Source organism: Collimonas fungivorans Ter331, assembly GCF_000221045.1.
In the GTDB taxonomy this organism is placed as follows: domain Bacteria; phylum Pseudomonadota; class Gammaproteobacteria; order Burkholderiales; family Burkholderiaceae_D; genus Collimonas; species Collimonas fungivorans_A.
The window spans coordinates 1,775,919-1,798,611 of record NC_015856.1; the positions used below are offsets into that span (position 1 = coordinate 1,775,919).

Sequence of the window (22,693 nt, forward strand, 5' to 3'; positions counted from 1 at the left end):
TGAAAAAATGAGCACAATAAAATTCAATCTGAAGACGCCGGCGCTGGCAGTGTTGCTGGCGCTTGCAGGCTGCGCCGCCGGCCCCGATTTCAGACAGCCGGATGCGCCGCAGGTGCAGGGCTACACCGGGCAGCCGCTGCCGGAAAAGACTTCTTCCGCGGTTACGCTGGGCGGCGATGCCCAGCAGTTCGTCGCCGGCATGGACATCCCCGCCCAGTGGTGGACGCTGTTCAACTCGCCGGCGCTGAACGCGGTGATCGAGGAGGCGATCAAAGCCAGTCCCGATCTGCAATCGGCGCAAGCCGCCTTGCGCGCGGCGCAGGAAGAGGTATCGGTGCAGCGCGGGGAGTATCTGCCCAGCGTCAACGCCAGCCTGGCGCCGACCCGGCAGAAGGAGCGGACGTCCGACGGCGAGGCGAAGTCGCCGTTCAACCTGCACACGGCCCAGGTCAGCGTGTCTTACACGCTGGATGCATTCGGCGGCAACCGCCGCCAGGTGGAGGGTTTGCTGGCGCAGGCCGAGCAGCAGAAGTTCTTGCTGGAGGCGGCTTACCTGACACTGACTTCTAATGTGGTGGATGCGGCGGTGCAGGAGGCCGGATTGCGGGCGCAGATAACTGCCACGCAGCAGGTGCTCAAAGTCCAGGCCGGATTGCTGGAGCTGTTGCAGCGTCAGTATGCCTTGGGCGATATTGCGCAAGCCGACGTCCTGACGCAGCAGGCCGCGCTGGCGCAGAGCGAGGCCAGCTTGCCGCCTTTGCAAAAATCGCTGGCGCAGCAGCGCGACCGGCTGACGGCATTGGCGGGACGTTTCCCGAGCCAGGAGCTGGAGCAGAAATTCGACCTGGCCAGCCTCAGCCTGCCGCAGAAGCTGCCTCTGAGCCTGCCGTCCAGCCTGGTGCGGCAGCGGCCCGATGTCCGCGCGGCTGAAGCGCAGCTGCATGCCGCCAGCGCCGCTGTCGGCGTTGCTGCCGCCAACATGCTGCCGCAGATAACCCTGAGCGCGAATATCGGCAGCGCCGCCGCGCGGATGGGCGATCTGTTCACCGCGGGCACTGGCCTGTGGAGCCTGGTGGGCGGCCTGACGCAACCGCTGTTTGCCGGCGGCGCGCTGCTGCACAAGAAGCGCGCCTCGGAAGCCTTGCTGGAACAGGCCGCGGCTGAGTACAAGAGCACGGTGATCCTGGCGTTCCAGAACGTCGCCGACAGCCTGCGCGCCTTGCAGTACGACGCCGATGCATTGCGGGCCCAGGATGCCGCCGAACGCGCGGCTGCCCGCAGCCTGGAAATTTCGCGCAAGTCGGTGCAGCTGGGTGAAGCCAGTCCGCAGACCTTACTGACGGCGCAAGGAGCCTACCAGCAAGCCGTGATCAGCCTGGCGCAGGCGCAGGCGGCGCGCTTTGCCGATACCGCCGCCTTGTTCCAGGCTTTGGGCGGGGGCTGGTGGAATCGCGGCGAGGCCCTGGCTGCGACAGCCAGGTAGAAGGATTTGCGTAGAAAGCTGTCGTCGCAGATTGCTTATTTGTGAGTACTCGCGGCCGATTTCCGCGCCACTCCCTATGCCATTTCTTAAATATCATTCAATTGACGCTGGCACCGATGTGACATCCGTAACCTAAGCAAGCTCGGCCGCGCTGCATCATGCAGCGTTTACGGGAGCCTGATTTGACGGAATGTAATTCATGGGATACAGTTGTCTGTGAAGATTATTCAAACCACTCCGATATTTGATCATTGGTTTGCTTCATTGCGCGACCGCAGCGCCAAGGTGCGCATCCAGATGCGCATTGATCGTGCCGAGCTGGGTAATTTTGGCGATTGCGCACCGGTCGGAGAGGGTGTTTCCGAGATGCGGATTCATTTTGGCTGCGGCTACCGCATATATTTTGTGCAGCGTGGCGATGAAATGGTGGTATTGCTTGCCGGTGGCGGGAAGTCGACACAAAGCAAGGACGTCAAGATGGCATTGAAGCTGGCGCGGAAACTTTAGGAGTAACACATGGGAACGATCAAACTGCGTCAGTGGGATTCTGCCGAGCATCTGCAAACCGGCGCCGATATCGTTGCCTATTTCGATGCGTGTCTTGAAGAAGCGGGCGACGATCCTGCCTTCATCGCGCATGCCTTGGGCAATATTGCGCGCGCACGCGGCATGAGCCAGGTGGCGCGGGATGCCGGCCTGGCGCGCGAAAGCCTGTATAAGGCGTTGTCCGGCGAGGGCAATCCAGAGTTCGGGACCATTCTGAAAGTCATGAAAGCGCTTGGGCTGAGGCTGCATGCGACGGCGGCATAAATCAGGACTGACAGGCGACAAGCTGATTGTGGGTGACGATAAGGCGGGACTTGAAGATAGGGTGCGCGCGGGTTCTTTTTTGGCAAACACGCAACACGATATCTTGCGCACTTGCCATGCCACGTGGATTTTCTGGTATGATCGGAAGCATCCTGTTGCCATCGCTGTTATCACTATCTGCGCTGGACGACTGCAACGAATTCAACATCTGTAAGAGCGAGAAAGGCATCCCGGTTATGACACCGCGAACTACCACCACAATCTGTGAGCGACGCTAGTCGAGGCCTTTTTCTACCTGCATGATGAAAAAAGCGCGGCTGGTCCGCGTTTTTTTTCGTCCGCGTTTTTGTTAAGCACACCTTAGTTAAGTACACCTTAATTTCATTCAATCCGGCATGGTCCCGAGCGACCGCCGATATGGGGCTCAAAATGATAGCAGTCAAACTTCCCGATGGTTCACAGCGTCAATTCGATGCGCCGCTGACTGTGGCGCAGGTCGCCGCCAGCATCGGCGCCGGCCTGGCCAAGGCGGCGCTGGCCGGCAAGGTCGACGGCAAGCTGGTGGATACTTCTTTCCTGATCGAGCGCGATGTCGAGCTGGCCATCGTCACCGACAAGGATGCCGACGGCCTGGAAGTGATACGTCATTCGACCGCCCACTTGCTGGCCTATGCGGTGAAGGAATTGTTTCCCGATGCGCAGGTGACTATCGGCCCGGTGATCGAAAACGGCTTCTACTACGATTTCGCCTACAAGCGCCCGTTTACTCCGGAAGACTTGCTGGAAATCGAAAAGAAGATGGCCGAGCTGGCGAAGAAGGATGAGCCGGTGACACGCAAGGTGGTGGCGCGCGACGAAGCCATCGCCTATTTCGAATCGATAGGCGAGGCTTACAAGGCTGAACTGATCGGCTCGATTCCGCAGGACCAGGAAGTTTCGCTGTACACCGAAGGCAAGTTCACCGACCTGTGCCGCGGTCCGCACGTGCCGTCGACCGGCAAGCTCAAGGTGTTCAAGCTGATGAAGCTGGCCGGCGCCTACTGGCGCGGCGATGCAAAGAATGAAATGCTGCAGCGGGTTTACGGCACCGCCTGGGCCAAGAAGGACGAACAGGAAGCTTACCTGCACATGCTGGAAGAAGCGGAAAAGCGCGACCACCGCAAGCTGGGGCGCGCGCTCGACCTGTTCCATTTCCAAGATGAAGCGCCAGGCCTGATTTTCTGGCATCCGAAGGGCTGGACCATCTGGCAGCAGGTTGAGCAGTTCATGCGCCGCGTCTACCAGGACAATGGTTATCAGGAAGTCAAGGCGCCGCAGATCCTGGACCGCTCCCTGTGGGAAAAGACCGGCCACTGGGAGAACTATCGTGACAACATGTTTACAACCGAGTCGGAAAACCGCAGCTACGCGCTGAAGCCGATGAACTGTCCGGGCCATATCCAGATTTTCAATTCAGGCCTGCACAGCTACCGCGACCTGCCGCTGCGTTACGGCGAATTCGGCCAGTGCCACCGCAACGAGCCGTCCGGCGCCTTGCACGGCATGATGCGGGTGCGCGGTTTTACCCAGGACGACGGTCACATTTTCTGTACAGAAGAACAAGTGCAGGAAGAAGTGGCGGCCTTCGACAAGGTGGTGCGCCAGGTGTACACCGATTTCGGTTTTACCGAAGTGGCGGTGAAGCTGGCTTTGCGCCCTGAAAAGCGGGTCGGCGCGGACGAAGTCTGGGACAAGGCGGAAAGCGCCCTGCGCGAAGCGATCCGGGCTTCTGGCACGGAATGGGAAGAATTGCCGGGCGAGGGCGCGTTCTACGGCCCGAAAATCGAATATCACCTGAAAGATTCGATCGGCCGTTCCTGGCAGTGCGGCACCATGCAGGTCGACTTTTCGATGCCGGGCCGACTCGGTTCGGAATATGTCACCGAAGACAACGGCCGCAAGGTGCCGGTCATGCTGCATAGGGCGATTGTCGGTTCGCTCGAGCGTTTTATCGGAATCCTGATCGAAAATCACGCCGGTGCGATGCCCTTGTGGCTTGCTCCTGTGCAAGTTGTTGTTTTGAATATCTCCGACGCCCAGTCAGAATATGTTAAAAATGTTGCACAAACGCTGAAAAAACAAGGGTTTAGAGTAGAGACCGATTTGCGTAATGAGAAGATTACCTATAAAATACGGCAGCATTCTTTGCAGAAGCCGCCTTATATACTGGTTGTCGGTGATAAAGAGCGGGATGCAAACACAGTGGCCGTGCGAGCGCGGGGCAATGTCGACCTGGGTGTGATGCCTATCGACGTACTGGTGGAGCGCCTCAAGAACGAGGTTGAAACCAAAGCCTGAACGGGGCGACCCGAAGCGCAAGAGCACGGCTTAATTATTTGATTTTTAAAGGAAACTGCAATAGCTACGGACAAGTCACATCGCATCAACGGCGAAATTACTGCGCCAGAATTGCGCTTATCCGGTGTCGAGAACGAAGCACTCGGTATCGTCAGTCTGGCTGAGGCCTTCCGCCTAGCGGAAGAGGCAAACGTCGATCTGGTGGAAATCGCACCGACCGCGCAGCCGCCAGTAGCCCGTTTGATGGACTACGGCAAGTTCAAGTACCAGGAACAGAAGAAGGCGCACGAGGCCAAGTTGAAGCAGAAGGTCATCCTGGTGAAGGAAGTCAAATTCCGCCCGGGCACCGATGATGGTGATTACAACATCAAGCTGCGCAACCTGACCCGCTTCCTGGATGAAGACGGCGACAAGGTCAAGATCACGCTGCGTTTCCGCGGCCGTGAAATGGCTCACCAGGACATCGGCATGCGCATGCTGGAACGTCTGAAGCAAGACCTGGAGCCGTACGGACAGGTCGAGCAGTGGCCGAAGATGGAAGGGCGCCAGATGATCATGATCATTGGCCCGAAGAAGAAAAAGTAATTCGATTTTAGGTGGACTGGATGAGCAATCGTCCGGATCGCCCAAAAGCAGCAGACCAGATTCTGCTGCGAAATCCAGTTGTGGCTGTCGTGCAGCTGGGTTTAAACAAGTGAGAGCAGGCATCCAAGCGTAACGTCATGTTGCCACCTGCAATCATGTTAAAAAAGGAGCTGTCCCTCGAGGACAGATAGTGTCATGCCAAAAATGAAAACGAAGAGCAGCGCCAAAAAGCGCTTTCGCGTCCGTCCAGGTGGAACCGTTAAACGCGGTCAAGCTTTCAAGCGTCACATCCTGACCAAGAAGACCACCAAGAACAAACGTCAATTGCGCGGTTCCGTCGGTGTCCATGAAACAAACATGGCTTCCGTCTCACGCATGTTGCCAACCGCTTAACCTCACACTATTAAGGAGTTATTATGCCTAGAGTAAAACGTGGGGTTACAGCTCGTGCCCGTCATAAAAAAATCTTGGTGCAAGCCAAGGGTTACCGCGGTCGCCGCAGTAAAGTCTATCGTGTAGCCAAGCAAGCGGTTATGCGCGCTGGTCAATACGCATACCGTGACCGTCGCAACAAGAAGCGCGTATTCCGTGCATTGTGGATCGCCCGTATCAACGCCGCTTCGCGTGAGCATGGCGTTACGTACAGCGTATTCATGAACGGTCTGAAGCGTGCTTCGATCGAACTGGACCGTAAGGTTCTGGCTGATATGGCAGTGATGGACAAGCCAGCGTTTGCTGCGATTGTCAATCAAGTCAAGGCCAACATCGCTGCGTAACTCATTTACGTATTGCGTAGTTTTGCCATCGCCGCGTAGTTCCGCGGCTTGGCAATCCCGAGCGGGGCAGAGGTCAACACCTTGTGCCCCGTTTGTGTTTTTAACCGCTGGTTTTTATTTTATCAGCGTATTTCGGCTTCATTGGAGCAGGAAAACTGCATGAACTCCCTAGAACAATTAGTAACGCAAGCTCAGGCTGATTTCAGCGCCGCCGCGGATGCCGCCGCGCTGGAAAATGCCAAGGCCAAGTATCTTGGCAAGACCGGCCAGATCACCGAGCAGATGAAGGGGCTGGGCAAGCTGGCGCCGGATGAGCGCAAGGTCCAGGGCGCAGTCATCAACAAACGCCAAAGAGCAGATCGAAGCCGCGCTGAATGCGCGCCGTGACGCCTTGGCCAACGCACAGATGCAAGAGCGCCTGAACGCGGAAGCAATCGATGTCACCTTGCCGGGCCGCGGCCGCGGCGTCGGCGGCATCCACCCGGTGATGCGCTCGTGGCAGCGCATCGAAGAAATTTTCCGTTCCATCGGTTTCGACGTGGCCGACGGCCCCGAGATCGAAACCGACTGGACCAACTTTACCGCATTGAACAGCCCGGAAAACCATCCGGCGCGTTCGATGCAGGACACCTTCTACATCGACGGCAAGGACACTGAAGGCAAGCAGCTGCTGCTGCGCACCCATACCAGCCCGATGCAGGTGCGTTATGCGCGCATGAACAAGCCGCCGATCAAGGTCATCGCGCCGGGCCGTACTTACCGCGTCGACAGTGACGCCACCCATTCGCCGATGTTCCACCAGGTCGAAGGCTTGTGGATCGCCGAAGACATCAGCTTCGCCGACCTCAAGGGCGTCTACCTGTAATTTCGTCAAGGCTTTCTTCGAAACCGACGACCTGCAAGTGCGCTTCCGCCCATCCTATTTCCCGTTCACCGAGCCTTCGGCCGAGATCGACATCGCCTTCGGCAGCGGTCCGCTGAAGGGACGCTGGCTGGAAGTCTCGGGCGCCGGCCAGGTGCATCCTAACGTGGTGCGCAACATGGGGCTGGATCCGGAACAGTTCATCGGTTTTGCCTTCGGTTCCGGCATCGAACGCCTGACCATGCTGCGTTATGGCATCAACGATCTGCGCCTGTTCTACGAAGGCGACCTGCGTTTCCTGAAACAATTTAACTAAAAGCTCCTCGCCGAAGACGCTGCGACAGGCTTGCCCTTGTGCCTCGCCGATCCAGCGTTCCTTGCTTCTGTGACTAAAGGTTTTTGAAGGTTTTACCTATGCAATTCTCTGAAAGCTGGCTGCGTTCCATGGTCGATCCGAAGATGACTTCGGACGAATTGTCCCATCTGCTGACCATGTCGGGTCTTGAAGTGGAAGAGGTCGAGCCGGTTGCGCCGCCCTTTACCAATATCGTGGTCGGCCTGGTGGTCGAGACCGCCAAGCATCCGAACGCCGATCGCCTGAATGTCTGCCAGGTCGATGTCGGCGCCGGCACCATGCTCAATATCGTGTGCGGCGCGCCGAACGTGCGTCCTGGCCTGAAAGTGCCATGCGCGATGGTCGGCGCGATCCTGCCGCCGGGCGCGGACGGCAAGCCGTTCGAAATCAAGCTGGGCCAGCTGCGCGGCGTCGAATCGCAGGGCATGCTGTGCTCGGCGCGCGAACTGAAACTGTCGGAAGACCATGGCGGCTTGCTGGAGTTGCCGGAAGATGCGCCGGTCGGCAAGAATTTCCGCGATTATTTCGAACTGAACGATCTCAAGTTCACCATCAAGCTGACGCCGAACAAGGCGGACTGCCTGTCGGTGCTGGGCGTGGCGCGCGAAGTGTCGGCCCTGACCGGCACGCCGCTGAAGCAGCCGGTGTTCAAGACTGTCAGCGCCAATATCGCTGAAACCTTGCCGGTCAAGATTTCGGCGCCGGACCTGTGCGGCCGTTTCTCCGGCCGCGTGATCCGCGGCCTGAACGCCAAGGCGACGACGCCGCGCTGGATGAAACAGCGCCTGGAGCGCAGCGGCCAGCGTCCGATCTCGGCCCTGGTCGACATCTCCAACTATGTCATGCTGGAGCTGGGACGTCCTACCCACGTGTTCGACCTCGACAAGATCCACGGCGGCCTCGATGTCCGCTGGGGCAAGGCAGGCGAATCGCTCAAGCTGTTGAACGGCAATACCGTCAGTGTCGATGACTGGATCGGCGTGATCGCCGATGACCGCCAGATCGAATCGCTGGCCGGCATCATGGGCGGCGACGCCACCGCGGTATCGCTGGAAACGCAAAATATCTACCTGGAGGCCGCATTCTGGTGGCCGCAGGCGATACAGGGCCGCGCCCGCCGTTTCAATTTTTCGACTGACGCCGGCCATCGCTTCGAGCGCGGCGTCGATTTCGCCACCACGGTCGAGCACATCGAACGCATCACCGCCTTGCTGGTCGAGATCTGCGGCACGCCTGAAACCCAGGTCGGCCCGGTCGACGACCAAAGCGTCAACCTGCCGAAGCGCGATCCGGTCAAGGTGCGCACCGCGCGTGCGATCAAGGTCATCGGCGTACCATTGTCGGACAGCCAGATCGCCGATATCTTCACGCGCCTGGGACTGGGCTTCACCCAGGACAACGGCGTGTTTTCGGTGACGCCGCCGTCGTATCGTTTCGATATCGAGATCGAAGAAGACCTGGTCGAGGAAATCGCCCGCGTCTACGGTTTTGAAAATATCCCGGCCTTGCCGCCGGTGGCGCCGAACGCCATGTACATCGCGCCGGAAAACCAGCGCTCGCTGTTCTCGATCCGGCACCGGCTGGCCGACCTGGATTACCAGGAAGTGATCAATTTCAGCTTCGTCGAAGAAGCCTGGGAAGCCGACTTCGCCGGCAACCTGCAACCGATCAAGCTGCTCAATCCGATTGCCAGCCAGATGAGCGCGATGCGTTCGTCGCTGGTCGCCAGCCTGGTGGCCAACGTCAAATACAACCTGAACCGCAAGCTGAACCGGGTCCGCATTTTTGAAACAGGCGCCGTGTATACACGCAACCAGGAAGTCCAGAACGGGCCGCTGGCGGTCGCCGGTTTTGAACAGCCGAAGCGGGTCGCAGGCCTGGCCTATGGTCCGCACGCCGACGAGCAATGGGGACAGGCCAGCCGCACCGTCGATTTCTTCGACGTCAAGGCCGACCTGGAAGCCTTGTTTGCGCCGGCGGCTTTGCGTTTCACCAAACTGGAGCATCCTGCTTTGCATCCGGGCCGTTCGGCGCAGGTGCTGCTGGGCGACGTTGCGGTAGGTTTTATCGGCGAATTGCACCCGCGCCTGCAGCAGAAATACGAGTTGCCGCTGGCCCCGGTTGTGTTCGAAGTCGACGCCTTGGCGTTGCAGCAACGGCAAGTACCTGCGTATGTCGAGATTTCGAAATTCCCGGCCGTGGTGCGCGATCTCGCAGTGGTGGTCAAACAAGCCGTTTATGCACAGGATTTACTGGATGTTTTTGCTGCTGAGCAGCAAGGCAATCCAGCCTGCCGGATTCTGCAAGCCATTGTTTTATTTGATGAATATCATGGCAAAGGACTGGAAAATGACGAAAAAAGTCTTGCTTTCCGTTTTACCTTGCAAGATACTGAAAACACCCTTCAAGATGACACTGTAGAAGCCGCCATGTCGGCTTTGATCGCTGCTGTCAGCAAGGTGCCAACAGCAAGATTGCGCGCCTGATCTGTAATTGAATGGCTTGATTAAACCTGCAGCAAATGCCGGCGCGCTCGAGACACAGCGGCACGAAAAAAAACGGCAGCGGCAATCCCAAAAAGACAGGGGCGTAACAACAGAATGAACAATATGCAGACAGTAGAATTCGAATCCGTTCTGGACGCCGATCTGAATCGGGCGATGCGTGAAGCGCAAGCCCGTTCGCAGGCAGAAAAGAATTTGCCGACATTGACCAAGGCGGAACTGGCTGAACTTTTGTTTGAACAGGTTGGCCTCAACAAGCGTGAGGCCAAGGACATGGTGGAAACGTTTTTCGATGAAATCCGCGATGCGCTGGAACGCGGCGAATCCGTGAAATTGTCGGGTTTCGGCAATTTCCAGCTGCGCGACAAACCGCAGCGCCCGGGCCGCAATCCGAAGACCGGGGAAGAAATTCCCATCACTGCGCGCCGCGTGGTCACTTTCCACGCCAGTCAGAAACTCAAGGGCATGGTTGAAGCCGCAAGCCTGCAGCCGATCCAGCCTATCCAACAGTTTGCCGCTGCCCTCCCAGCTAATTCATGAACGATCGCATTAGTAAATCCGAGCTTGTCGTGCTGCCGCCGATCCCGGCCAAGCGTTATTTCACCATAGGCGAAGTCAGCGACCTGTGCGGCGTCAAGCCGCATGTGCTGCGTTACTGGGAACAGGAATTCACCCAGCTCAAGCCGGTCAAGCGGCGCGGCAACCGCCGTTATTACCAGCACCACGAGGTGCTGCTGATTCGCCGCATCCGCGAATTATTGTATGAACACGGCTTCACCATCAGCGGCGCCCGCAACAAGCTCGATGGCCGCCTGGGCGGCGCAGCCGAAGCCGAGCTGGCCGAGGCCCGGCAAAACGAAGTCGATCTGGTCGAAGTGCGGCACGAGCTGGAACAGATACTCGATTTGCTGATACCGAAGGTCGAGCAAGCCACTCAGTGAATATTGAGTGAATATTGAATAAACTAGGGAGAGCAATCTCCCTTTTTTGTATTTGGAATAATTACACTTATGCTCAGCGATCCGCGTTTTCCCAATCTTTTCATCCTCAACCACCCGCTGATCCAGCACAAGCTGACCCACATGCGGAGCAAGGAAACATCGACCCGCACATTCCGCCAGCTGCTGCGTGAAATCACGCTGCTGATGGGCTACGAAATCACGCGTGACCTGCCGCTGACGACACAGCAGATCGAAACGCCGATGCAGAGCATGCAGGCGCCGGTGATTGCCGGCCGCAAACTGGCGGTGGTGCCGGTGCTGCGGGCAGGGATAGGCATGAGCGACGGTTTGCTGGACCTGGTGCCGTCGGCGCGGGTCGGGCATATCGGGGTGTATCGCGACCCTGACACGCACCAGCCGGTTGAGTACCTGGTGCGCTTGCCAGACCTGGCGGAGCGGATCTTCATCGTATGCGACCCGATGGTGGCAACCGGCAATTCGGCAGTGCACGCCGTCGACGTGCTGAAAAAGCGCGGCGTCGGCGACGAGCAAATCATTTTCCTGGCGCTGGTGGCGGCGCCGGAAGGCGTGCAAGTATTCCAGGATGCCCATCCCGGCGTCAAGCTGTACGTGGCAAGCCTGGATTCGCACCTGGACGAACATGCCTATATCGTGCCCGGACTGGGCGACGCCGGCGACCGCATCTTCGGCACCAAATAATCCACCGCGGCAGTTAAATAGGGTCAGAGTCGAATTATTTTAATTCGACTCTGACCCTATTTAATGGGAGCTATATCAGCCCAGCAGTTTCAGCACCTGCTGCGCCACCGCAACCGAAGAAGCCGGATTTTGTCCGGTAATCAAATTGCCGTCGGCAACGGCATAGCTCTGCCAATCGGCCAGCTTGCTGTAATTTCCTCCCAGACGGTTCAATTCAGCCTCCACCAGGAACGGCACGATATCGGTCAACTGCACGGCCGCTTCTTCGCTGTCTGAAAAGCCGGTGACTTTCTTGCCTTTCACCAGCGGGCTGCCGTCTGCCGCGCGTACATGGCGCAGCACGCCGGGTGCGTGGCATACCGTCGATACCGGCTTGCCGGCGGCATACATGGTTTCGATCAGTGCGATCGAATCCTTGTCTTCCGCCAGATCCCACAAGGGGCCATGGCCGCCCGGGTAGAACACGGCGTCGTACGATGCCGCCTGCACGGTCGACAGCTTGCTGGTCGATGCCAGTGCAGCCTGCGCTGCGCCATCTTTGCGAAAACGTTCGGTGGCTTCGGTTTGGGCATCGGCTTCGTCGCTCTTCGGGTCGAGCGGCGGCTGGCCGCCCTTTGGCGAGGCCAGGGTGATGTCGGCGCCGGCGTCGAGGAAGGCGTAGTAGGGAGCTGCAAATTCTTCCAGCCAGAAACCGGTTTTCTTGCCGGTATTGCCGAGCTGGTCGTGGGAAGTAAGCACCATTAATATTTTCATCTGGATTCCTTTTGAGTGTCTGATAGGTTATTCGTCGCCAACGCGTATCACCAGCTTGCCGAAGTTCTTGCCTTCCAGCAGGCCGATAAAGGCTTGCGGCGCATTCTCCAGGCCGTCGACGATGTCTTCCCGGAACTTGATTTTGCCGGCGGCGAGCCAGCCGCTCATGTCCTTGAAGAACTCTTGGTAGCGATGGTAGTAGTCGAAGATGATGAATCCTTGCATCTTGATGCGGCGTACCAGCAGCTTGCCCATCAGTCCCGGCAGATGATCCGGGCCTTCCGGTTTGCCGGCGGCGTTATAGTTGGCGATCAGGCCGCATACCGGGACCCGGGCGTGCAGGTTCAGCAACGGCAGGACTGCGCTGAACACGGCGCCGCCGACGTTTTCGAAATAGACATCGATGCCTTTGTCACAGGCCGCCGCGAGCTGCTGCGGGAAGTCGGCGGCGCGGTGGTCTACGCAGGCGTCGAAACCCAGTTCTTCCACCGCATACTTGCACTTGTCGGCGCCGCCGGCGATGCCGACCACGCGGCAGCCCTTGATCTTGGCGATCTGCCCGACCACCGAACCGACCGCGCCGGTGGCTGCCGCCACCACCACTGTCTCGCCGGGCTGCGGCTGGCCGATGTCGAGCAAGCCCATGTAGGCGGTGAAACCTGGCATGCCAAGCACGCCCAGGGCGTAGGATGGCTTGCCGAGTTTTGCGTCGAGTTTGGTCAGGCCCTTGCCATCCGACAGCGCATAATCCTGCCAGCCGCTGTAGCTGAGGACCAGGTCTCCGGCCTTGTAATCGGCGTGTTCCGAAGTTTCGACCCGCGACACGGTGCCGCCGACCATCACTTCGCCGATTTCGACATGTGCCGCATAAGAAGGGGCGTCGCTCATGCGTCCGCGCATGTAGGGATCGAGCGACAGGTTTACTTTGTGGCATGGGGTGACTCCTTCAGTGGAATGAGCGCCGGCGGCGGCCCGCCGGCATGGGCGAAATCAGTTGTGCATATCAGTTGCGCATTACAGGGCCGCTTCGAGGATAGTGCGGCTGACGGCCAGGGTATGGTCCTGGTGTTCGCCCAGCGCTGTCATGCCATGCTTGTCCAGCTGCCCGAGCACGGTCTCGACCGCATCCTGGCCCAGTTCATAGTCCGCCAGGCGGGTCTTGATGCCCAGGCTTTCGAAGAAGTCGCGGGTGCGCTGGATAGCCAGGTCGATGCGCGCATCTTCGCTGCCTTCGGTGATTTGCCAGACGCGTTCGGCATACTGCAGCAGCTTGGCGCGTTTGCTGTTGCGGCGCACCGACAGCAACGACGGCAGCACGATCGCCAGCGTGCGCGCATGGTCGATATCGTATTGCGCGGTCAGTTCATGGCCCAGCATATGGGTGGCCCAGTCCTGCGGCACGCCGGCGCCGATCAGTCCATTGAGCGCCAGGGTTGCGACCCACATCAGGTTGGCGCGGGCATCGTAGTCGTCCGGTTCGGCCAGCACTTTCGGCCCGGTTTCGATCAGGCTCAGCAGCAGGCCTTCGGCGAAACGGTCTTGCACCTGGCCTTGCACCGGATAAGTCAGGTACTGCTCGACGGTATGCACGAAAGCATCGACCACGCCGTTGGCGATCTGCCGCGGCGGCAAGGTGAAAGTCTTGGTCGGATCGAGGATGGAGAATTGCGGGAACACCAGCGGGCTGTGGAAAGCCAGCTTGGCTTGTATCGATTTGCGGGTGACGACGCCGCCGTTGTTCATTTCCGAGCCGGTCGCCGGCAGGGTCAGCACGCTGCCGAAGGGCAGGGCGCTGGTGATGTTGGCGCCGCGCTTGACGGCGATATCCCAGGCTTCGCCCTCAAAATTCGCCGCCGCGGCGACAAACTTGGTGCCGTCGATGACCGAGCCGCCGCCTACCGCCAGCAGGAAATCGATCTTTTGCGCGCGGACTTGCTCAACTGCCTGCATCAGCGTTTCGTAACTTGGATTGGGTTCGATGCCGGCGAACTCATGGATTTCGCGTTTGCCCAGCGCAGCCTTGACTTCGTCCAGGGTGCCGGTTTTCTGGGCGCTGGCGCCGCCGTACAGGATCAGCACGCGGGCATCATGGGGAACCAGGCCGTTAAGTTTGGCGATGGTGTCGCGGCCGAAGACGATCTTGGTGGGATTGTAGAATTCAAAATTCAGCATGTGTTTTCCTTGGGAAGTGATCCGCTCGTGGCGGAGCGGTAAAAAAAATGCGCGAACCGGTGTCGCGCTTCAGTTTGGTATTGGTGGCGGCGCCAGGATGTTGAGGGTGACGTCCATGGCGTTTTCGAGTGCGCTGCGGTCGCGCTGGAGTTTGGCCAGCAGGCTGGCGCCCAGCCACAGCTGGTAAAGCATCTGCGCTGTCTTCTGCGGCTCCAGTTCGATCCGCAGCGAGCCGTCCGCGATGCCCTCGGCGATGCAGTCGGCCAGGCGCGCCATGACCTGCGTCGTGCCTTCGCACAAGGCCAGGCGCATGTCGTCCGACAGGTCGGAGACTTCGGCGCTGAGTTTGACCACTAGGCATTTGTCCATCGCTTCCGCGCCGGACTGGGTGTCGAGCCAATGGCCCCAGTAACGCAGCAGCCGTTCGCGGGCGGGTTCCTGCGCCGGCTGCAGCGTAACCTGCAAGACTTCATCCATCGCCTGCAGGTAGTTGTCGACGTACTGCTCCATCAGGGCCCGGCCGTATTGTTCCTTCGAGCCGAAGTAGTGGTAGAAGGAGCCCTTGGGTATCGCCGCGGCGTTCAGGATTTCACTGAGGCCGACGCCGGAAAAGCCTTTGACGGCGATGATCCTTTGTCCGGCGTCCAGGATGTGGCGCTTGGTGGTGTCGTATTTGTCTCTCATGGTCTAGCCATTCTAATCCAAAATTAGACCGGTCGTCTAATGAGGCTCGTTTTTACTGTAATTTCCCTATGGAAAGCCTAATCCGATTCGATACCTGAGGTAGCGCCTGTCGTGCTCAGGCGACGGCTACCCATGCTTATGCATATCCGTTATGCTAGTGGGGTTTATTGTGCGATTTTCTTGCGCATTTTTGTCTAAACGTTCGCATTCCTATACTAATTCTAGCGCCGCCCATGACATCGCGTACCAACCACCACCTCGATACCTATCTGCTGCGTGTCTTGCACACCTTGCTGGTGGAAAAAAGCGTCTCGCGCACCGCCATCAAGCTGGGACAATCGCAGCCGACCATCAGCAATACGCTCAAGCGCCTGCGCGAGCTGACCGGCGACGCCATCCTGGTGCGCGGCAAGACCGGCATGGTGCCTACCGAACGCGGCCAGGAGTTGCTGGCGCTGGCGAAGCAGGGGCTGGAAGTCATAGAAAAAATCGCGGCGCCGGTAGCGGCGTTCGAGGCCGACAGCACGGCGCGGGTATTCCATATCGCCACACCGGATTACCTGAACATGCTGCTGATTCCATCCATCATCGAGCAGCTGCGGCGGCGCGCGCCTGGCGCCAGCCTGATGGTGCACGCGCTGGATGCCAACCTGGACTACGCCAGCGCGCTGGAAAACGGCCGCTTCGACCTGGTGATCGGCAACTGGCCCGACCCGCCCGAGCATCTGCACCTGGCGCAACTGTTCGATGACGATGTGGTGTGCATGATGCACCGCGACCACCCGGTGGCGAAGAAGGGCCTGACCCTCAAGTACTACCTCGAAATGCCGCACCTGGCGCCCACGCCCTATATTGAAGGGCACCGCAGCGGGATTGACGTCGCCCTGGCCGAGCAAGGCCTGAAGCGCAACGTGCAGGTGACGATCCCGTATTTTGCGCTGGTGCCGCATGTGCTGGCGAAATCGGACCTGATTTTCACTACCGGCCGGCAGTTTGCCGAGCATATCATCGAAGACTGGCCGATCGGCATGTTCACGCTGCCGTTCGATATGCCGAAGATGCGTTTCTACATGCTGTGGCATGCGCGTTCTCATGTGGCGCCGGACGTGGTGTGGCTGCGGCGCCTGATTGCCGAGGTGTCGGCCGACCTCGGCAAATCAAGCGGCAAGTCAGGCGCCAGGCAGCCGGCGCCGTAATTCTGGCAGAGCCGGCCCCGGCTCACTTATCGCTATTCGTTATCGCTATAGTCGACGTTCGGCCGCTGCGGCGATTTGCGTGAAGTCGCGCGCATGTATTGCGGCGCCCATGAAGTGACATCGTGCAGCGCATCGGCCGCGTGCAGCGGCCAGTAAGGATCGCGCAGCAGTTCGCGCGCCATCAGCACCAGGTCGGCCTGTTCGGTGCGCAATATGTGTTCGGCCTGGCCGGGATCGGTAATCATGCCGACCGTGCCGCTGGGGATGCCGGCTTCATTGCGGACCCTGGCCGCGAACTGGGTCTGGTAGCCTGGCCCTACCGGAATCGCGGCGGCTGCGATATTGCCGCCGCTGGAAACGTCGATCAGGTCAACTCCGGCTTCACGCAGCAAGCGGCTCAGGGCCACCGTTTCATCCACATTCCAGCCTCCGTCGATCCAGTCCGTGGCCGACAGGCGCACCAGCAGCGGCAGCTGTTCCGGCCAGACCTGGCGTACCGCCGCCACCACTTCCAGCGCCAGGCGCGCGCGGTTTTCAAACGTGCCGCCGTACTGGTCGGTCCGATGATTGCTGATCGGCGACAGGAACTGGTGCAGCAGGTAACCATGCGCCGCATGGATTTCGACTACCTTGAAACCGGCTTGCTGGGCGCGCAGCGCGGCGTCGGCAAACGCTTTGACGACACCCTTGATGCCGTCGACGGTGAGCGCGCTGGGCGTGGTGTAGTTAGTGTCGAACGGAATCGCCGACGGACCGTCGGTGCGCCAGCCGCCCTGGTCGGGATGGACCCGACCCTGCTGTTCTTCCCACGGACGCCAGACGCTGGCCTTGCGCCCGGCATGCGCCAGCTGGATGCCGGCTACCGTGCCTTGCTGCTCGATAAAGTGCGTGATGCGGCGCAACGGCGCAATGTGCTCGTCTTTCCAGATACCGAGATCCTGCGGCGAGATGCGGCCCTGCGGCAGCACCGCGCTGGCTTCGAAAATGATCAGGCCGGCGCCGCCGACCGCGCGGCTGCCAAGATGCACCAGGTGCCAGTCGTTGGCGAAGCCGTCTTCCGCCGAATACTGACACATGGGGGCAACCGCAATCCGGTTTGCCAAGGTGACGCTGCGCAGCGTCAGCGGAGAAAATAAAAAGGTCATGTTGTTCTTCCTGTGGGTTGGTTCATGCGTCGGCCAGGCCGTTGAACTGCAATGCCGCCAGGCTTGCGTACAAGCCGTTTTGCGCCACCAGTTCGGCGTGGCTGCCGGTTTCAACTATATGGCCGTGCTCCAGCACGATGATGCGGTCGGCGCGCTGCACGGTGGCCAGGCGATGGGCGATGACCAGGGTAGTGCGGCCCACCATCGCCGCTTCCAGCGCGCCTTGCACCGCACGTTCCGATTCCGCGTCGAGCGCGCTGGTGGCTTCGTCCAGCAGCAACAGCGGCGGATTTTTCAGCAGCGCGCGGGCAATCGCAATACGCTGCCGCTGGCCGCCCGACAGGCGCACTCCGCGCTCGCCGAGGAAGGCCTGGTAGCCTTCCGGCAGGCGTTCGATGAATTCGTGGGCGGCCGCCATTTTCGCGGCCGCGATGACTTCGGCGTCGCTGGCGCCGACCCGGCCGTAGCGGATGTTCTCCATCGCATTGGCGGAAAAAATGACGGTGTCTTGCGGCACGATGCCGATCGCGCTGCGCAAGGTATGCAGGTCGAGATACTTGATGTCGACGCCGTCGAGCTTGATGCTGCCTTGCTGCGGATCGTAGAAGCGCAGCAGCAGCTGGAACAGGGTGGTCTTGCCGGCGCCCGAAGGGCCGACCACGGCGACCGTTTCACCCGGCCGGATGTCTAGCGACAAGGCAGACAGGGCGGCGCTCTCGGGGCGCGACGGGTAACGGAAACCGATGTTCTCCAGGGTCAGCGCCGCGCCTTGCGCGGTGCGCGGCGGCAGCGTATCCGGCAGCAGCACCGATTGCACCGGCGATTGCGCCGCCAGCAGTTCCAGCAGCCGTTCGGTGGCGCCGGCGGCGCGCTGGGCGTCGCCCAGGACTTCCGCCAGGGCGCCGATGGAGCCGGCCAGCAAGGCCGCATACAAGATGAACTGGCCGAGTTCGCCGCCGCTCATGCGGCCCTGGACCACGGCGTGCGCGCCCAGCCACAGCACAAACACGATGGCGCCGAACACCAGCAGGATCGCCATCATGGTCAGCACGGAGCGTGCGCGTATGCGCTGCATCGCGGTGCCGAAGGCATTTTCAATCGAGACCCCGAAACGCTGCGCTTCAATGCTTTCATGGGTAAATGCCTGCACGGTCGGCATCGCGTTGAGGATCTCGCCAGCCATCGCCGAGGCATCGGCGACACGGTCTTGCGAATCGCGCGACAGCTTGCGCACGCGGCGGCCGTACCAGACGATCGGCAGCACCACCAGCGCCAGCATCACCAGGATGATCGCGCTCAGCTTGACGCTGGTGATGAACAGCATGACCATGCCGCCGACGAACAGCAGAGCGTTGCGCAAGGCCATGGAAATACTGGTGCCGACCAGCGCCTGGATCAGGGTGGTGTCGGTGGTGATGCGCGACAGCACTTCGCCGGTCTTGGTGGTTTCGAAGAACTGCGGGCTCTGCGTGACGACATGCGAATAGACCGCGCTGCGCAAATCCGCCGTGACCCGTTCGCCCAGCCAGGACACCATGTAGAAGCGCGCAGCGGTAGCCACGCCCAGCACGCAGGCGACGCCGAACAGAGCCAGGAAATACATGTCAATATGGTTGGCCCCCTGGATGCCGCCGGCGCTGAAGCCAAGGTCGATCATCTGCCGGAACGCATAGGGAATCGCCAGCGTGGCGCCGGCCGCTACCAGCAAGGCCAGGCTGGCCATCACGAACTGCCGTTTATACGGAGCCAGGAAGGGAACCAGCCCGACGAGCGTGCCCAGACTGCTTTTTTGAGGTTCTTTGGAAGTTATGGTTGTCATGTCGGTTTCAGTGGAGGCTGTGCAATTGCCTGCAAGCCTGGTCTGGCAACGCTGGCGCAAGATGCGTAGGAAAAATGTGTTTGTGCCAATATTTTTTGCATTTGTATTGCAATCCGTTAAGAGACCGGCCGCGCATTGTATTCTCTTGAAAGGGAACTTCAACCGTCAATCGAATATCGATATACTTTGTGCAGCATGCTGAGCTTGAAAGGGCAGCTTGCTAGTGTAGTGGATGTTGCGCGATAGCGCAGGCCCTCAATCGAGCGCCATCTCAGGAGAATCCCTTGGCTCAATTGTCGCAAGTGGCGCAAACCAGCGTGGCGCCAGAAGAAATCGAACAGCAGCTGGTAGCCGGCCTGCTGGCCGTGCACGCTCATACCTCTCCTAAATACCTCTACGATGTGCTCGGCTCGCGCCTGTTTGCGGCGATCTGCGAACTGCCTGAATATTATCCGACCCGCACCGAGGCGGCGATTTTCGCGCAGTACGAACAGCAGATTGCGGCCGCGGTCGGACCTGCTTCAGTCTTCATCGACCTCGGGGCCGGCAACTGCAGCAAGGCGGCCCGCCTGTTCCCGAGCTTGCAGCCGCGCCAATACGTGGCGGTCGACATCTCGGTGCAGTTCGTGGCGGAAGCGGTGAGCGCGCTGCAGCAGCAGTTCCCGCAGATCAGGATGACTTGCCTGGGCATGGATTTTTCCGCCGAACTGGAACTGCCGCCGACGCTGGACATGCATCACCGCCAGTTCTTTTATCCGGGATCGTCGATAGGCAATTTTGCGCCGCTGGAGGCATTGATGTTCCTGCGGCGGATTCGCAAGGCCATGGCCGGCAGTAACAGCGGTTTGCTGATCGGGGTCGACCTGATCAAGGACAAGGCGATCCTGGATGCCGCTTACGACGACTCGCTAGGCGTCACCGCGGCGTTCAACCTGAATCTGCTGCATCATGTGAATCGTTTGCTGGATGCCGATTTCCGGCCCGCCGACTGGCGCCACCGCGCTTTCTACAATAGCGCGCAGTACCGTGTTGAAATGCATCTGGAAGCCAGGCGCGAGCTCACCGTCCACTGGCAGGACGGCGGCGAACGGCGGTTTGCGCGCGGCGAGCGCATCCATACCGAAAGCAGCCATAAATACACGCGCAAGGGATTTATCGAAATGCTGCAGCTGGCAGGCTTCGGCGCCGTGCAGACCTGGACCGATCCCGACGACTGGTTCATGGTCTGCCATGCCCAGGCCGCCTGAACAAAAACAACCCAGACAGGAACGCAATGCACAAGCTGGCGAAAGCTTTTTCCACGATCCGCGACCAGACCAGCCGGCTGATGCAGCCGCTGTCGGCAGAGGATTGCTGCGTGCAATCGATGCCCGACGCCAGTCCGGCGAAATGGCACCTGGCGCACACCACCTGGTTTTTTGAAACCTTCATCCTGGAACGGTTCGAGCCTAGCTTCCAGCCGTTCCATCCAGCTTTCCGGGTGCTGTTCAATTCGTATTACGAAGGAGTCGGCGAGCAGCATCCGCGCGCCCAGCGCGGCCTGATGACGCGGCCGGCCCTGGACGAAGTGCTGGCGTACCGGCAAAACGTCGATCAGCGGCTGCTGGCTTTGCTCGGGCAAACGCTGGCGCCGGAGCAGGCAGAGCAGCTGTCGGTGCTGGTTGAACTTGGATTGCAGCATGAGCAGCAGCACCAGGAATTGATGCTGACCGATATCAAGCATCTGCTGGCCATGAATCCCTTGCTGCCGCCTTACCTGGCGTCCCATGCGGTGGTGGAAGCCGGCGCCGCTACAGCAGCAGCGGCAGCCTTGTCATGGCAGTCGTACGAGGCCGGGATTGTCGAGGTCGGCCATGCCGGGCAGGGGTTTTTCTTCGATAACGAAACGCCGCGCCACCGTCAGTTTGTCGAATCGTTTTCGATGGCGTCGCGGCTGGTCAGCAATGGCGAGTACCTGGCGTTTGTGGAAGACGGCGGCTACCGCAATCCGCTGCTGTGGCTGGCGGCCGGCTGGGAATGGGTGCAGCAGCAGAAACTGACGCGGCCGCTGTACTGGCAGAGCGCGCATGCGCAATTCGATTCCGCCTGGCGCGAATTCACCTTGCAAGGCCTGCAACCGCTGGCCCTGCATGAAGCGGCTACCCATCTTTCCTTTTTCGAAGCCGAGGCTTATGCACGCTGGGCCGGCGCCCGTCTGCCTACCGAGGCCGAATGGGAGTATGCGGCGGCGAGCCAGTCCGCGGATTATTTTGGGGTGGCATGGCAATGGACCACCAGCAGCTATGCGCCGTATCCCGGCTACGTCGCCTTACCGGGCGCGGTAGGCGAATACAACGGCAAGTTCATGGTCAACCAGTATGTGCTGCGCGGCTCGTCCTCCGCCACGCCGGCCGGCCACGCGCGCCTGAGCTACCGCAATTTTTTCCCCGCGACCGCGCGCTGGCAGTTCAGCGGGATCCGCCTGGCGCGTTCCGCTGAACGTACTCCCTGAGTCAGCGCGGGCAGTTGCCGGGAGCAGCCCGCATCTTGCTGAGATGTTCGATCAGGAAATCGACAAACACGCGTACTGCCGGCAGCAGGCCTCTCTGGGTCGGATAGACCACTTGCAGGTGGCCGGCCGGCGTGCTCCAGTCCGGCAGCACATGCACCAGGCTGCCTTGGTCCATCTCCTCCATGCAGTATTCGGTCGGCAGCATGGTCAGGCCGAGGCTGTGCAGCGCCGCCCGTTTGCGCAAGGAAAAATCTTCCGCCGCCAGCCGCGGCTCCGCCACTAGTTCGAAACGTTCCTTGTCGGGCCCGTCCAGCATCAGATGGACCCGGCGGTCGCGCTCGACCGCGCCCAGGAACGGCAATTTGGTCAGGTCGCGCGGATGCCGCGGGGCAGCGTAGCGCGACATCAGTTCCGGCGTCGCCACCAGCACGCCGGAAGCGGCGCGCAGCCGCCTGGTGGCCAGGTTCGGGTCTTCGTCTTCGAGAGCCCTTACCCGTACTGCGACATCCACCCCTTCTTCCAGCAGGTTGACGCGGCGGTTGGTAAACAGCAAATCGATATTCACCTTCGGATAACGCTCCAGGAAGGCCGGCAACGCGGTCGCCACCTCCGACTGGGCGATCGCCACCACGCAAGTCACCCTGACCGTGCCGCTCGGTTCCGCCAGCGAACTGGTCACCGCCAGCTCCGCCGCTTCGGCGGCGGCAATCACTACCTGGCAATGCTGGTAGTAGCGATTGCCGAGGTCGGTCAGGGCGATGCCGCGCGTATTGCGCTGTAGCAAGCGTGCACCAAGGCGGCTTTCCAGTTCCGCTATGCGCCGTGAAAGGCGCGACTTGGGGATGCCCAGGCTGCGGCCGGCGGCCGTGAAACCGCCTTCCTGCACCACATTGGCAAAAAAATACAGGTCGTTTAAGTCTTGCATGGCAGTCATCCATTGTTCCGTATGTAGAACAATATATCTTATTTTTGCTATCTAGTTCTATTTATGAGCAGGGGGTAGCATGTCTCCAATGGTTCAGAAACCAGGTTAATCAAACTCTGTTGGCATCGCGATATT

At 60.0% G+C, this 22,693-nt stretch carries 20 protein-coding genes and 2 pseudogenes; 15 read left to right on the top strand and 7 right to left on the bottom strand.

All coding sequences use genetic code 11. From position 1 onward, the window contains the following. Nucleotides 1–7 precede the first annotated feature (7 nt). The 12 genes and pseudogenes from CFU_RS07770 (at nucleotide 8) to upp (ending at nucleotide 11,373) form a co-directional block, all read left to right on the top strand. Nucleotides 8–1,483, top strand: coding sequence for an efflux transporter outer membrane subunit (locus tag CFU_RS07770; protein ID WP_041741507.1), 1,476 nt, complete (start codon nucleotides 8–10; stop codon nucleotides 1,481–1,483). Between the two features lie 216 nt (nucleotides 1,484–1,699). Next, the gene (locus CFU_RS07775; protein ID WP_041741509.1) at nucleotides 1,700–1,990 is read left to right on the top strand and encodes a type II toxin-antitoxin system RelE/ParE family toxin; all 291 of its coding nucleotides are present in this window, start codon (nucleotides 1,700–1,702) and stop codon (nucleotides 1,988–1,990) included. 9 nt (nucleotides 1,991–1,999) lie between these two features. Further along, nucleotides 2,000–2,293 carry an addiction module antidote protein gene (locus tag CFU_RS07780; RefSeq protein WP_014005485.1) on the top strand — a complete coding sequence of 98 codons (294 nt, stop codon included), beginning with the start codon at nucleotides 2,000–2,002 and terminating at the stop codon, nucleotides 2,291–2,293. 429 nt (nucleotides 2,294–2,722) lie between these two features. Beyond that, the gene (thrS, locus tag CFU_RS07785; RefSeq protein ID WP_041743122.1) at nucleotides 2,723–4,630 is read left to right on the top strand and encodes a threonine--tRNA ligase; all 1,908 of its coding nucleotides are present in this window, start codon (nucleotides 2,723–2,725) and stop codon (nucleotides 4,628–4,630) included. A 60-nt stretch (nucleotides 4,631–4,690) separates the two neighbouring features. Next, complete coding sequence (infC, locus tag CFU_RS07790; RefSeq protein WP_081466431.1) at nucleotides 4,691–5,215, top strand: translation initiation factor IF-3; 525 nt, start codon at nucleotides 4,691–4,693, stop codon at nucleotides 5,213–5,215. Between the two features lie 195 nt (nucleotides 5,216–5,410). Further along, complete coding sequence (gene rpmI / locus CFU_RS23745; protein WP_014005488.1) at nucleotides 5,411–5,608, top strand: 50S ribosomal protein L35; 198 nt, start codon at nucleotides 5,411–5,413, stop codon at nucleotides 5,606–5,608. A gap of 23 nt (nucleotides 5,609–5,631) precedes the next feature. Continuing rightward, nucleotides 5,632–5,991, top strand: coding sequence for a 50S ribosomal protein L20 (gene rplT / locus CFU_RS07795; RefSeq protein WP_014005489.1), 360 nt, complete (start codon nucleotides 5,632–5,634; stop codon nucleotides 5,989–5,991). 159 nt (nucleotides 5,992–6,150) lie between these two features. Further along, a pseudogene (gene pheS / locus CFU_RS07800) lies at nucleotides 6,151–7,169 on the top strand (phenylalanine--tRNA ligase subunit alpha). Between the two features lie 98 nt (nucleotides 7,170–7,267). Beyond that, the gene (gene pheT, locus CFU_RS07805) at nucleotides 7,268–9,694 is read left to right on the top strand and encodes a phenylalanine--tRNA ligase subunit beta (protein WP_014005493.1); all 2,427 of its coding nucleotides are present in this window, start codon (nucleotides 7,268–7,270) and stop codon (nucleotides 9,692–9,694) included. 114 nt (nucleotides 9,695–9,808) lie between these two features. Beyond that, nucleotides 9,809–10,252, top strand: coding sequence for an integration host factor subunit alpha (locus CFU_RS07810; RefSeq protein ID WP_014005494.1), 444 nt, complete (start codon nucleotides 9,809–9,811; stop codon nucleotides 10,250–10,252). Beyond that, nucleotides 10,249–10,653 carry a MerR family transcriptional regulator gene (locus CFU_RS07815; protein ID WP_014005495.1) on the top strand — a complete coding sequence of 135 codons (405 nt, stop codon included), beginning with the start codon at nucleotides 10,249–10,251 and terminating at the stop codon, nucleotides 10,651–10,653. The genes CFU_RS07810 and CFU_RS07815 overlap by 4 nt, the downstream gene beginning before the upstream one ends. Nucleotides 10,654–10,722: 69 nt before the next feature. Next, a complete protein-coding gene (gene upp, locus CFU_RS07820; RefSeq protein WP_014005496.1) occupies nucleotides 10,723–11,373 on the top strand; it encodes a uracil phosphoribosyltransferase in 651 nt (216 codons plus the stop codon). A 75-nt stretch (nucleotides 11,374–11,448) separates the two neighbouring features. Here the strand turns inward: upp and CFU_RS07825 are convergent, their stop codons facing one another. The 4 genes and pseudogenes from CFU_RS07825 to CFU_RS07840 form a co-directional block, all read right to left on the bottom strand. Further along, nucleotides 11,449–12,126: a type 1 glutamine amidotransferase domain-containing protein gene (locus tag CFU_RS07825; RefSeq protein ID WP_014005497.1), complete on the bottom strand. Its 678-nt coding sequence runs from the start codon at nucleotides 12,124–12,126 to the stop codon at nucleotides 11,449–11,451. A gap of 27 nt (nucleotides 12,127–12,153) precedes the next feature. Then, nucleotides 12,154–13,050 (bottom strand): annotated as a pseudogene (locus tag CFU_RS07830) (NADP-dependent oxidoreductase); the annotation flags it as partial. A gap of 90 nt (nucleotides 13,051–13,140) precedes the next feature. Continuing rightward, on the bottom strand, nucleotides 13,141–14,298 hold the full coding sequence (locus CFU_RS07835; protein WP_014005499.1) for an iron-containing alcohol dehydrogenase: 1,158 nt from the start codon (nucleotides 14,296–14,298) through the stop codon (nucleotides 13,141–13,143). Between the two features lie 69 nt (nucleotides 14,299–14,367). Then, complete coding sequence (locus CFU_RS07840) at nucleotides 14,368–14,982, bottom strand: TetR/AcrR family transcriptional regulator (protein ID WP_014005500.1); 615 nt, start codon at nucleotides 14,980–14,982, stop codon at nucleotides 14,368–14,370. A gap of 233 nt (nucleotides 14,983–15,215) precedes the next feature. Between CFU_RS07840 and CFU_RS07845 the strand changes: the two genes are divergently transcribed. Then, nucleotides 15,216–16,178, top strand: a complete 963-nt coding sequence (locus CFU_RS07845; RefSeq protein WP_041741511.1) for a LysR family transcriptional regulator — start codon at nucleotides 15,216–15,218, stop codon at nucleotides 16,176–16,178. A 32-nt stretch (nucleotides 16,179–16,210) separates the two neighbouring features. Here CFU_RS07845 and CFU_RS07850 read toward each other — a convergent pair whose 3' ends face one another. Both CFU_RS07850 and CFU_RS07855 read right to left on the bottom strand, forming a co-directional pair. Further along, complete coding sequence (locus CFU_RS07850) at nucleotides 16,211–17,323, bottom strand: NADH:flavin oxidoreductase/NADH oxidase (RefSeq protein ID WP_041741512.1); 1,113 nt, start codon at nucleotides 17,321–17,323, stop codon at nucleotides 16,211–16,213. Between the two features lie 22 nt (nucleotides 17,324–17,345). After that, on the bottom strand, nucleotides 17,346–19,142 hold the full coding sequence (locus CFU_RS07855; protein WP_014005503.1) for an ABC transporter transmembrane domain-containing protein: 1,797 nt from the start codon (nucleotides 19,140–19,142) through the stop codon (nucleotides 17,346–17,348). 284 nt (nucleotides 19,143–19,426) lie between these two features. Between CFU_RS07855 and egtD the strand changes: the two genes are divergently transcribed. After that, entirely contained in the window at nucleotides 19,427–20,389 is a 963-nt protein-coding gene (egtD, locus tag CFU_RS07860; RefSeq protein ID WP_014005504.1) for an L-histidine N(alpha)-methyltransferase, read from the top strand. 26 nt (nucleotides 20,390–20,415) lie between these two features. Beyond that, nucleotides 20,416–21,633 carry an ergothioneine biosynthesis protein EgtB gene (gene egtB, locus CFU_RS07865; protein WP_014005505.1) on the top strand — a complete coding sequence of 406 codons (1,218 nt, stop codon included), beginning with the start codon at nucleotides 20,416–20,418 and terminating at the stop codon, nucleotides 21,631–21,633. 1 nt (nucleotide 21,634) lies between these two features. On the opposite strand, the gene CFU_RS07870 is transcribed toward egtB, so the two are convergent. Beyond that, nucleotides 21,635–22,558 (bottom strand): LysR substrate-binding domain-containing protein, encoded by a 924-nt coding sequence (locus tag CFU_RS07870; RefSeq protein ID WP_041743127.1) that lies wholly within the window; start codon nucleotides 22,556–22,558, stop codon nucleotides 21,635–21,637. Between the last annotated feature and the right edge of the window lie 135 nt (nucleotides 22,559–22,693).